The organism is Endobacterium panacihumi (assembly GCF_050847465.1).
GTDB lineage: Bacteria > Pseudomonadota > Alphaproteobacteria > Rhizobiales > Rhizobiaceae > Neorhizobium > Neorhizobium panacihumi.
Map to the genome: position 1 here is coordinate 22,390 of NZ_JBOZRA010000003.1, position 11,194 is coordinate 33,583.

The 11,194-nt window shown below is 57.8% G+C and carries 12 protein-coding genes; 7 read left to right on the forward strand and 5 right to left on the reverse strand.

What is annotated here, in order from left to right; all coding sequences use genetic code 11:
* Positions 1 to 126: 126 nt before the first annotated feature.
* Complete coding sequence (locus tag ACRQ1B_RS15510) at positions 127 to 597, forward strand: Lrp/AsnC family transcriptional regulator (protein WP_432295265.1); 471 nt, start codon at positions 127 to 129, stop codon at positions 595 to 597.
* Between the two features lie 304 nt (positions 598 to 901).
* Here ACRQ1B_RS15510 and ACRQ1B_RS15515 read toward each other — a convergent pair whose 3' ends face one another.
* Together ACRQ1B_RS15515 and ACRQ1B_RS15520 are read right to left on the reverse strand one after the other, a co-directional pair.
* A complete protein-coding gene (locus ACRQ1B_RS15515; RefSeq protein WP_432294658.1) occupies positions 902 to 1,102 on the reverse strand; it encodes a hypothetical protein in 201 nt (66 codons plus the stop codon).
* A 23-nt stretch (positions 1,103 to 1,125) separates the two neighbouring features.
* Complete coding sequence (locus ACRQ1B_RS15520; protein ID WP_432294659.1) at positions 1,126 to 1,371, reverse strand: hypothetical protein; 246 nt, start codon at positions 1,369 to 1,371, stop codon at positions 1,126 to 1,128.
* 532 nt (positions 1,372 to 1,903) lie between these two features.
* On the opposite strand from ACRQ1B_RS15520, the gene ACRQ1B_RS15525 reads away from it, so the two are divergent.
* Positions 1,904 to 2,254, forward strand: coding sequence for a VOC family protein (locus ACRQ1B_RS15525; protein WP_432294660.1), 351 nt, complete (start codon positions 1,904 to 1,906; stop codon positions 2,252 to 2,254).
* 187 nt (positions 2,255 to 2,441) lie between these two features.
* Here ACRQ1B_RS15525 and ACRQ1B_RS15530 read toward each other — a convergent pair whose 3' ends face one another.
* Positions 2,442 to 3,179: an SDR family oxidoreductase gene (locus ACRQ1B_RS15530; protein ID WP_432294661.1), complete on the reverse strand. Its 738-nt coding sequence runs from the start codon at positions 3,177 to 3,179 to the stop codon at positions 2,442 to 2,444.
* 119 nt (positions 3,180 to 3,298) lie between these two features.
* On the reverse strand, positions 3,299 to 4,225 hold the full coding sequence (locus tag ACRQ1B_RS15535; protein ID WP_432295267.1) for a nucleotidyltransferase and HEPN domain-containing protein: 927 nt from the start codon (positions 4,223 to 4,225) through the stop codon (positions 3,299 to 3,301).
* A 328-nt stretch (positions 4,226 to 4,553) separates the two neighbouring features.
* Here ACRQ1B_RS15535 and ACRQ1B_RS15540 point away from each other — a divergent pair, with 328 nt between their 5' ends.
* From ACRQ1B_RS15540 to ACRQ1B_RS15550, 3 genes are read left to right on the forward strand one after another with little or no spacing between them, the layout of a single operon-like run.
* Positions 4,554 to 5,435 carry a GHMP family kinase ATP-binding protein gene (locus ACRQ1B_RS15540; RefSeq protein WP_432294662.1) on the forward strand — a complete coding sequence of 294 codons (882 nt, stop codon included), beginning with the start codon at positions 4,554 to 4,556 and terminating at the stop codon, positions 5,433 to 5,435.
* A gap of 16 nt (positions 5,436 to 5,451) precedes the next feature.
* Complete coding sequence (locus ACRQ1B_RS15545; protein WP_432294663.1) at positions 5,452 to 6,507, forward strand: pyridoxal-phosphate dependent enzyme; 1,056 nt, start codon at positions 5,452 to 5,454, stop codon at positions 6,505 to 6,507.
* Positions 6,508 to 6,549: 42 nt separating this feature from the next.
* Positions 6,550 to 7,755, forward strand: coding sequence for an ATP-grasp domain-containing protein (locus tag ACRQ1B_RS15550; protein ID WP_432294664.1), 1,206 nt, complete (start codon positions 6,550 to 6,552; stop codon positions 7,753 to 7,755).
* Positions 7,756 to 7,783: 28 nt separating this feature from the next.
* On the opposite strand, the gene ACRQ1B_RS15555 is transcribed toward ACRQ1B_RS15550, so the two are convergent.
* A complete protein-coding gene (locus ACRQ1B_RS15555; protein ID WP_432294665.1) occupies positions 7,784 to 8,500 on the reverse strand; it encodes a winged helix-turn-helix domain-containing protein in 717 nt (238 codons plus the stop codon).
* 410 nt (positions 8,501 to 8,910) lie between these two features.
* On the opposite strand from ACRQ1B_RS15555, the gene ACRQ1B_RS15560 reads away from it, so the two are divergent.
* Positions 8,911 to 9,816, forward strand: a complete 906-nt coding sequence (locus ACRQ1B_RS15560) for a LysR substrate-binding domain-containing protein (RefSeq protein WP_432294666.1) — start codon at positions 8,911 to 8,913, stop codon at positions 9,814 to 9,816.
* Positions 9,817 to 10,093: 277 nt separating this feature from the next.
* Positions 10,094 to 11,176 (forward strand): ABC transporter substrate-binding protein, encoded by a 1,083-nt coding sequence (locus tag ACRQ1B_RS15565; RefSeq protein ID WP_432294668.1) that lies wholly within the window; start codon positions 10,094 to 10,096, stop codon positions 11,174 to 11,176.
* Positions 11,177 to 11,194: the final 18 nt, after the last annotated feature.

Consider the following 11,194-nt stretch of genomic DNA (forward strand, 5'->3'; position numbering starts at 1 on the left):
GTTGGCATGACCAAAATTAGCCGGCTATATTCGGAATATCTCTTCTCGTTTTGTGCGTTTTGATGAAATATCGGATAAATGTACCGGGGAAGCTAAAAAATGAGGATAAACGTGTCTCAGTCGGATATGGTGCTCGATGATGCAAGCCTGCGCATTCTTGACGAGCTTCAACGCAATTCCGAAATCAGCAATGCGGATCTCGCCGCGAAAATAGGTTTGTCCGCATCCCCGTGCTGGAGGCGCGTTTCTGACATGCGGTCTGCCGGCATCGTGCGTGGCTCGGTGGCGCTTGTCGATCCATTGAAGCTTGGCCTGGCTGTGAACGTGTTCGTGCATGTGACATTGGCCAAACAAGACAAGCAGTCTCTTGAAGTTTTCACGGGTGCCGTCAGCCGCCGGCCGGAAGTGATGGAATGTTACCTGATGACGGGAGAGGCTGATTTTCTCCTGCGCGTCGTCATCGAGGACCTCCTGAAATACCAGGCTTTTGTTCTCGACTGCCTGACGCAGATCCCGGGCGTTGCGAACATCCGGTCCAGTTTCGCGCTCGATCAGGTGAAATATACGACGGCATTGCCGACAGGACATTTGCGATAGCAGCGATTTCCGGTTTGCCCCACGGGCAAATTTCCGACGTTCCTGTGCAGTGCACGTTGGCGAACCGCCGATGGAGAGCGCTGGTTCGCCTAATTCATCATCGCCATCCGCATCGTCTTCATGCTCGACGCGACGCCGGTTATCACAAAAGCCTGAAAGCAGCAAATAAAAGCCGAACAGCCGGAAAATTTGCGGAAGATCGTGGGTGGATGAGTAGATGCAAGGTCAGCGGTATCGGTCAGCGCCAGTCCTACTGTCCTCATATGATGCCTAGGGTTCGATGCCTCGCTCCGGACGCATTTGTTTACGCCCGAACCCGCGTCGATAGATACCGCTCGACAATCGCATCAACAGGTTCCTGGCCCGAACAGTCGCGGAATAGATGCCGCCTGACCTCTAATGCCTGTTCGCTATTCGGCTCGATGAGCAGAGCTTCGCATATTTGGATGCTGGCTTTTGACAAAACACCAAGCTCGTCAGACGTGAACTGCTTGCTCTTATGCATTCCTCAACCTCCCAATGCCCATGCTATTCGTATCTTTCCAGAGTGTAGCGACCGTCATCATGTTCGGTCAGCACGACAAAGGGCTTTTCACCGGCATGCTGCAATACGAACGAGGTAGCTTCGGCATGCGACTTGAAGACCTCGTCGTGTTTTGTTTGGTTGCCGGCACTAGAGGTTGAGGTGGAAAGCAACAATCTGCCTTGCTCCTCCACTAACCGGTAAGATGCGGGTCGCATATCGAATTGCCAGCTGTCTTGAAGTTCTGCCATCTCCCCCTCCATTTTCAGTGATTCTAGCAAAGCTTCATCGAAACTCAATCTTCGTTTGCCTCGACCGGCTTGCGATCAGTAACGACAGCGCTGATCAAGCCATCGCTGTTGCTCAGTCCTCTTAATCTCCGCTGTGAACACTTCCGAGGGATTGATGGCAAAAGCCGAATGCGAAAAAGCGATTCTCTCCGTGAGCGCCAGATGGTTTTAAACTCTGCCTGAAGAGGACAATCGATCACGACGACCATGGTTTGATTTTTTTTCCAAGGAACGCGAGTTCGACCAATGACCCTTTTGGCGCAAAGGAGAAAGCCGCTTCGGCCCGAAACAGTGTCCCGGGACCTGTCTGCAAGTGTCCGCGTTGGGGTGGTAAGGGAACTGTCGACTTCCGGCGCACAATGGACCGGACCAGATTTTGCAGGTTCGTGAACGAGATTGCCTTTGGCGACCGCCTGTATCACTGGCCTTCCGGAGAACCATCTTATCTTAACCGAGTTATTCATAGAAGAAAACTCTAATGGGAGATTGGACGATGCTGCGAGTTGGTTCAATTGTTTGGGGGGTGGAAGATGTGCCAAGAGCCGTTCAGTTCTGGTGTTCGGCGCTCAACTACAAGCCCCGAGAAGAGCCGGAAGTCGATTGGGCGGTGCTAGTACCAACCAGTGGTGAAGGCGTGCAGGTTGCAATTGATAAAGCAGATGAGCCGGCTACCGGTAGACGACCCCGGCACCACCTAGACCTTTATGCCGATGACCAGGAAAAGGAGATTGACCGGCTCCTGAAACTCGGCGCCACTAGGGTTGGCCGGGACTATCCGCCCCACGCCGACTTTGTCGCCCTTGCTGACCCGGACGGAAACCGCTTTTGCGTCATTCAAAAGTAGCGAACAGTGTGACAATGGCCGCGCGGCCGAAATCCACCGCCGGTCCTGACGGTTGGATACCTTTCAGGACGCCACTCGGCCACCTGGGGCGTCCGAAATGTGTGGTCCTTATGCACCGGCTGCCGAAGCGTCACGCCTTGTCTCCTTTTGGCACTTCTGCGCCATGACGGCCCTTTGCCCAAACCGGTCATTGCATGATCAGACCGCCATCGACCGCGTATTGGCTTCCCGTGACGTAGGACGAGTCCGACGATAGAAGGAAAAGGGCGACGGCAGCAGCTTCTTCGGGCGTGCCAACACGACCAAGAGGAACCTGATCAACAACAAAGCTCTCGAATCCCTTCCGTGCTTCGTCTGGAAGAAAGCTGCGGAAATTGGTCTCAATCGGTCCGGGCACGAGCGTGTTTACCCGAATTCCGCGCGGCGCAAGCGCGGTAGCCCACGACCTAGCCATCGCAATAACTGCACCTTTTGTTGCCGCGTAGAGACCGGTTGCCGCCGCTCCTTCGTAGGTCGAACTGGACGATGTAACGACGATCGATGCTCCGGCAACAAGGTGTGGAGATAATGCGGCGAGCTGCAACATCGGGCCACGTACGTTGGTCGCCATCATGCGGTCGAACTCCGAAGCATCCAGTCCTTCCGGCGATCCCAGAGTTGCAAATGCAGCGTTGAGCCACAGGCCATCGAGTGGGCCTACTGAGGCAACAGCTTCCGCCAATGCCGTAGCGTTTGGTTGCGCAGCGTCGTTTTCAATAACGACAGCCTTGTCTTGAAACTCCATTTTTGCAGACGCTAGGCGCTCCTTGTTCATTCCTGTCAGAAGAACCAAGCCGCCTTCGGCGATGATACGCCGGGCTCCGACTAAACCCATACCGTTTGTGCCGCCGGTGATAAGAATGCGTTTGTCACTAAAACGGCCCATCGTCATCTCCTTATGCAGAATTTCGCTTCGAAATACCGTCTTCTCGCGCGTTCTGACATTGCTGGCAACGACCGCAATCGGCGCAAAGCGAAAGGACGCGCAGCCGCGATAGTGCTATGTCAAGCTGCTTTCGCAATGCCTTTGAGGTGTTCGCTACATACCGCTTGAACGAGGTCGATCAACAGCGCGGTCTGTTGGCCGAGCCAAAACAAGGCCTCGACGCTGATCTCGTAATGTTTTGAATAGCGTGCCTTCACATAGGCTTCATTCAGCGTGTTGAACCATGCTCGTTCGCGATGCTGGTCGCGTGGAAATGCTTCCGCCAGACGGCGGTCCTGTTCCTCCGCCAACGATCGAAGCAGCTTGATGTTGTGGGAGGGCGGACCGTAGTTGGTCAGCGTCAGAAGAACGCAGGAATACGCCTGTTCGAGTGCCTGATGGAGGCTAAAAGCCGCTAGATTGCGCCAAGAGATGCCGTTCTCTTTGGCATTTCCAAGTTGAAAGAGCGCAGTGCCGAGAAAAGCACTGGCTTCGCCAATTCGTTGGTCGAAATGCCCTTGAGCGATCCGCAGCTGGTCTGCCGGTGACAGAGGACGTGGTTCCTGCAGCGGCTCATCGTCCAACTCGTAAAGGGCGATGCCTTCCTTTCGGATATCGGAGAAGAAGTAATGCCCTTCCTTGAGGTGGGCGTTCACCTCGCGGCGCGAATGCACGATAAAACTCACCGGCGTTTCGATCGCCTTGTCGTGGATCAGGCGGTCGGCAGCCTTGTACCAGAACTCGGCAAAGTCACAGAGCTTGCGATTGTTGACGATCACCAGCAGGTCGAAATCCGAGCGATATCCTTTCATCGTGAACGGCTCATCGACCCAGCCGCCCTTGGCATACGACCCGAACAGGATGATTTTCAAGATGCGCCCGCGCTTTTTGAAATCCGCCGTGCCGTCCTTGAGCGCATCCTCGAACTCCTCGTGCAGGATTTCGAGAACCCTGGCGAGTTCGCGCTGCTTACGGGGTGGCATATGGTCGATGGATGATTTCATCATGGGTGAAAATTCTGCGTTCTGTCGCGGCGGGTCAATGCATAAAATATGACACCATCTGGTAGCACGAAGTGAGGCTGCCGGGAAGGAATTCATGGATCGTCAGAGATGGGGCAGCCGTAAGTCCCGGGCCTCCTGCTGGTTTAGAATGTCGTGCAGCGTGACTGAACCGGCAAGGTTTGGCGCGGAGCATCGCCGTATCGTCATACGGACATCGTCAAGATTTCGCCGAGACTTGTGTCGCCCTTTCTGGCGGCCACCCTGTCCATTTGAGACGCTGGTTTTTCGGGTGACGGGTCACCTGCAGCACGAAGGCTCGGACGGAGGCAGAATGTCGAAACCTTGGGGCACCGGAACAGGTCACGCGCATCACGGCGAGCTGCTGCAGGGGGTGTTTGAAGACAGCGACCGGAAGCTTCGGCGTGGCCTTCTATCCCTCCCCTGCCCATCCCTGACATCGCTTGCGACTTTCACGTTGACCGAAGCAGCCGATGTGACCGTCGCACCCCTCTCCTGCGAGAAGGCACGGCGCGCCGGCAAGCTCGCGCTCGCTGCATTCTCGGAAAGGTCCTGCGGGGGGCATCTGCAGATCGCCACCAACATTCCCGTCGGCCAGGGAATGGGATCATCGACGGCCGATGTTGTCGCGAGCATTCTTGCCGTCCTCGGGTGTCTTGGCAAAACCGCGGCTCCAGAGGCGATCATGAAGATCGCGGTTGCTGCGGAAACCGCCTGCGATTCAACGCTTTTCGCGCAGAATGCCGTCCTGTTTGCGCAGCGCGAAGGCACGGTCATCGAGGCCTTCCGAAAGCATCTGCCCTCGATCGACGTCATCAGCATCGACACAGCGCCCGAAACGACGGTCTCAACGGTGGATCATCGCCCTGCCCGCTATTCTTCCGCCGAAATCGAGGCGTTTCGTCCGCTACGCAGCCTTTTGCGCACTGCGATCGACCGCCAGGATATCGGGCTGTTGGGTCGTGTGGCCTCGGCAAGTGCCCGGATCAACGATCGGTTTCTTCCCAAACCGCATCTGCAGGCGTTGTTCAGTATCGCCTCCCAAAACCATGCGGCCGGTATTCAGGTCGCCCATAGCGGGACGCTGGTCGGTATGCTTTTCGATCCCGATAGCCCGGGCCGCGACGACAACATTTCGCATGCCGAGCGTTCCATAAGCGCACTCGGGCTGCCCCACCGTCTTCTTCATGCATGAATCGCTGGAGGCTTGCATGGTCAAACACACGCAACTTCGTGGGCTTGAGGCATTTGAAAATCCGCGCATCGTCCCGCTCGGTGAAGGTCTTTTCGCAGCAAGTTTTTTTCTGATGAAGCTCCTGCCGGCGCGCTTCATGCTGGAACGGGCCGTCGAGCGCGGGGATCTCGCAGCGGGCGGCCGGATTTGTGAATCGTCTTCCGGGACGTTTGCATTGGCGCTCTCGATGCTGGCCGCGCGGCATGACTACCGCCTTCGGATCATTGGCGACTGGGCGCTGGACCGTGGATTGAGATGTCGCCTGAGCCAACTCGGCACAGATCTCGATATCGTGGAGGCGCCGCATCCCACGGGCGGCTATCAGCAGGCCCGGCTCGAGCGATTGCAGCAGCACCTCCAGGATGATCCGGAAATCTACTGGCCAGCGCAATACAGCAATCCGGACAATCCCATGTCCTATTCCAAAGTGGCCGCTCATATCATCGACAGGGTCGGGCCAATCGATTGCCTGGTCGGCCCGGTCGGTTCCGGCGGATCGATGTGCGGGACGGCACACCATCTTCGCCTTGTGTTTCCGGAGCTTGAGGTGATCGGTGTCGATACGCCCGGCAGCGTGCTTTTCGGTCAGCCCAATATCCTGCGTCAGGTCAGCGGTCTCGGCGGCGGCATCTGTCCCGGCAATGTCGACCATACCCAGTTCGACGAGGTCCATTGGCTGACAGCCGCAGAGATCATGACCGCCACGCATGACCTTCACCGCACACACGGCCTGTTCATGGGACCGACCAGTGGTGTGGCGACAAGGGTTGCCCGCTGGTGGCGGGATCGAAACCCCCGAAAGACCGTCGTTGCGATCTGCCCGGACGAAGGACATCGATACGCCGACACCGCTTACGACGAGAGCTGGCTTCGTGCCAACATTTCCGGTTGGGGGACGCCTGCTCGTGCGGAGCCGATCCCCGTCCCCTCCCCCGCAGTAGAGATGCATGGCTGGTCCCGCTTCGAATGGCGGCGCCGCGATCTCACTGAGGTGTTGTCGCAGAACGATCCGCGCAAGGTCGAACCTCAATGACCGATGCCGGCCGCTTCCCGATAGAGCAGAAGAGGTGATGACATGAGTGCAAAAGCCGTCGTGACGATCGAAAGCAGCTTTTCCGGCCATTTGTTTCATCGTGCCATTCGCAATCTCGGTCACGTGCCGATCATGTTGAGCAAGGATGCCGGCCGTTACAGACATGTCGATACGCCGGGCCTGGTCACGGTCGCAGCCGAGACGGGCAATCCGGAGCGCGTCGTCGAATGCTGCCGCGCACTCGGCGCCGGCTACGAGGTTTGCGGTCTTTTGACCACGTCCAGCGCCTTTGCAGCGGTCGCGGCGGAAGCCTGCAATACACTTGCCCTGCCCGGACCGGACCCCGACGCCATTGCCCGCTGCCTCAACAAGTTCGACCAACGCAACGCAATCCGCAAGGCCGGTCTACTATCGCCGGCCTATCTGCTCGCGACAAGCGCGCAGGACGCAATCGAATTCGCGGCACGCATCGGATTGCCGGTGATCGTCAAGCCTGCAGTCGGTGCCGGCAGCATGGGTGTTCGGTTATGCGCCACGCTCGATGATGTGGGGGCGCAGGCGTCCCATATTCTTGACAGTGGAGAATTCACGAGCTCACCCGGTCTTCTTGTCGAGCAATATATCGTCGGACCGGAATTTTCCGTCGAGACAATTGGCGACGACATTATCGGCATCACCACCAAACAACTCGGTCATCATCCATTCTTCGTCGAAACCGGCCACGTGTTCCCGGCGAAGCTGGGCATTGATGTTGCGCAGGCCATCTGCACGACCGTCAGGACGGCGATCCGCGCGCTTGGGCTCCATTGGGGACCGGCCCATACCGAGTTACGGATCGGACCAGAAGGTCCCGTGATTATTGAAATCAATCCTCGCATGGCAGGTGAACTCATTCCGGAACTGGTGCGGTTGGCCTATGGTGTTGATCCTGTCGAGCAGACGGTCAGGCTTGCGATCGGCGAAACGGTCAATCTGGAGCGCCAGCGGCAGGACGTTGCGGCTATCCGTTTCATCAATCCAGAGACCGACGGCGTGCTCCATTGGGGAGCGAATGCCAGAATGGCCCCCTCTGTCGCCGGCATCGTTGATGTCGAGATCTATCGACCGGATGGTTTTGTCGTCACACGGCACGGCGATTTTCGCGATAGGGTCGGCCACGTCATTGCCGTGACATCGGATCACGCGGCAACCACGCAAGCGCTGGATCAGGCCTTTGAGTTCCTGGGCGCGCAGGTAATGCCGATCTGAGACGGAACGTGATGCCTGCGGCTGCGACCTATTCCTCGTCACGCGGGTTGCTGTCGAGAGAATAGCCGGCGGCGCGGACCGTCCGGACCAGATCCGATCCACCCTTCCCCATCAAAAGTCGGCGAAGATGCCCGACATGCACGTCGACGGTGCGCGGTTCGACATAAACCCGCGGCGGCCATGCGCCCGCAATCAGTTCCTCTCGGCTGAATATTCGTTCCGGCTCGCCGATCAGCAGTCTGAGGATATTAAATTCCAATGTCGGAAGCCTGACGAGAATGCCGCTCCTTCTCACCCTATGCGTTGACATTTTCAGCTCCAGATCCGCGTAGCGAAAAGCTGTCTCATGCCCCTGATCTGGGATAAGCGAGAGGTTTTTGTCGCGCTCCTCGCCCAGAAGCTGAAGCAGTTTTGAAGGTGCAAAGGGCCGCCTCAACATTTCATCCGCACCAGCTTTGAGAAGGTCCAGATGATCCTTTCCTGCCCCGTTGCCGATCAGGGCAACCGTCATGGTGCTGTTGGTTTCAGATACGCTTTTCAAGCTCTGGAAAATCTCTGATGCCATGACGAACGTATCTGACCGACAATCCACGATCACCGCCAAAGGTTGGGTGTCACGCACGAGCCGAATGGTGTCATCACTGTTGTCCGCAAGCACGGGCTGGAAACCCGCACTCTCCAGGATGTGCCGGCTGATGAGGTAGAACTCGGCGTCGATCGACACAATGATGATCACGTTTGCCACAAGCCCGCTTCCGCTTTGTCTCGATCGCTGCCGTCGGAAACACTCTCGTCATCCGATGGCGCCGTTGTCTGTCGCCCTATTCGTGGATTTTGCCACCGGCAGGTCAACTCGCAGAAGTGTGCATCCGGCATTGATCGTGATCGGAGCGTGTGTCATGATTCGGTTCGCTTTCATCGATCCCGAGACCGCGCGAACCCACCGTCGTGCAATCTGCCTCAAAGGTAACGTCCGGACCGAGATGGCCCTTCGTCACGCCCGCGCCGGACGGTTCGGGGTCGATCATTGCTGTTCATCGTTTGCAGTGCGGTTTTTACCATTCCTGCGCCGCTGCCGGATGGCGCATTAGCGCGAGTACCTGGTGTCGCAACCCACATCACCTTGCTGTCTGAGGTTCTTCGGAGGGACGACCGATGAACCTGAGGCAGATCGAGGTGTTTCAGGCTGTCATGCGGTCGGGAAGCGTCACCGCCGGTGCCGAGTTGCTCAACCTGTCGCAACCCGCGGTGAGCCGGCAAATCGAGAGACTGGAGAAAGTGTCCAACCTCAAGCTGTTTCGCCGCGTCGGCAGAGGCCTGCAGCCTACCCCGGAAGGATTGGCATTTTACGAGGAGGTCAAACGGGCATTTGTCGGCCTCGAGAAGCTCCGCAACATTGCCGACACGATCAGCAACTTCAACACCGGCCACCTGCGCATTACCGCATTGCCTGCGCTTGGTTTCGGTTTCCTTCCGCGTGTCATCAGCAGATTTTGCGAGCTTTATCCCGGCGTCGACGTATCGCTGCAGGTTCGCAGTTCGGGTGCTGTACGTGCGGTCACCGCGACGCAGGAATTCGATCTCGGTTTCCTGCCGGCGATGCCGAGCAACAGCGATCATCATGCGCAGCATTTTGCCAGTGTCGACGCGGTCTGCGTTCTGCCGGCCGGCCATGCGCTCTCGACCAAAAACGAGATCGTGCCAAGCGATCTTGCCGAGATGCCCTTCATCGGGCTCGTGAAGGATGATGTCACCCGGCGCCAGGTCGATGCAATCTTCGAGGCAGCGGAGCTTGCGCTCAGTCAGCATATCGAAACCCAGTTCGCAGCGACGGTCTGCAATTTCGTGATCAGCGGTGCGGGTGTTTCGGTGATCAGCCCGTTTGCCGCATCGGATTTTACAGAACAGGGTTTGGTCATGCGGCGGTTCCGCCCAGCCGTGAGGATCGATTACCAGATCGTCGTGCCCAGCAGCCGTCCGCAATCGGCCGTTACACGCAAGTTCTTGAGCGTCCTGATGGAGGAGAGAGACGAAGTACTACATCGCTTCGCGTCGATTTGACTGCTGGTGCGCCCTATGGAAGCGCCTGCTCATATTACATTCATGCATCAATTGCCGTCATAATTCGATTGGACGGCAACCCCGTTTTTCGCTGAATCTGGCCTGGGTTTAGCGAACCATGCTGCACCGGCTTTCCAGGCTCTTTTTCTCCCGACGCCTTCGATCACGGAGCGTGCGTGCCCAAAGGCGCGCCCGGGGAGCCGGCTGCCGGTCAGCATGGTTCACGATCGCCAATGGTCCGCCATCAGAGAGCGGGCAAACAAAAAAGGGAACGACAATGGAAAACCGAAATCGCATGTACAGCCCGCTCGTCGGCAGACGCACATTTCTTGCAGGCTCCACCGCGACGCTGCTTGCGGCGCCATTCGTGAAGACGGCGCAAGCACAAAGCCGCAGCCTCACCATTCGCGATCCGGGAGGGCCTGTAGGCGAGGCCTATAAAAAGGCCTTTTTTGAGCCATTCAGCAAGGCAACCGGCATTGAGGTTGTCGGCACGCAATCGTCTCACGGGCCGACGGGCGAGATCAAGGCCATGGTCGAAGCGGGCAATTATGCCTGGGACGGCGCTCTTCTCGATATGAGCGATGCAGTCCTCCTGACCGAGGGCAATTATCTCGATCGCGTTGCAGGCCCCGCCGGGTTTGGTCCCAATGCTCTTCAGATCCCCGAGACGCTCCGTGACGATTATCTGGTCGGCGCCATGGGGTACGCAACGGCGATCGCCTATCGCACCGACACGATGGGAAAGACGCCTCCGCGTAGCTTTGCAGACTTCTGGGACGTGGCCGGTGTTCCCGGAACCCGCTCGCTGCGGAAACATCCGAGTGGCGTTCTCGAGCCTGCGCTACTGGCCGACGGTGTCTCCAAGGAAGATCTCTATCCGCTGGACCTCGATCGCGCCTTCAAAAGCCTGGACAGGATCAGGAAGGATATCCCCATCTGGTGGACCGGCGGTGCCCAGACCTCGCAGATGCTCAAGACCGGCGAAGTGGACTGCGTTTTGACGTGGAATGGGCGTGCCCAGGTCGCCATCGATGACGGCGCGCCGGTCACGATCGTCTGGGAAGACGCGATGTTCTCGTTTGCCGGATTCGCCATTCTGAAGGGCGGCCCGAATGTCGAGCTGATGCGCGAATTCATCGAGTTCACGGCCTCGGCCGAAAATCAGGCCGAGTTCGTCAAGCATTCGACCAGTGGCCCATGCAATCCCCGCGCCTTCGAACACATCGATACCAAACTGGCGGACATTCTCCCCACCAACCCGAAATATTTCGCCGACATGTTCGTGATGGACGCGAAATGGTGGGCGGCCAACAGTGCCGCTGCGCAGGAACGGTTCGAGAGCTGGCTTCTCGGTTAAGGCGCAGCTGTCGTGAGG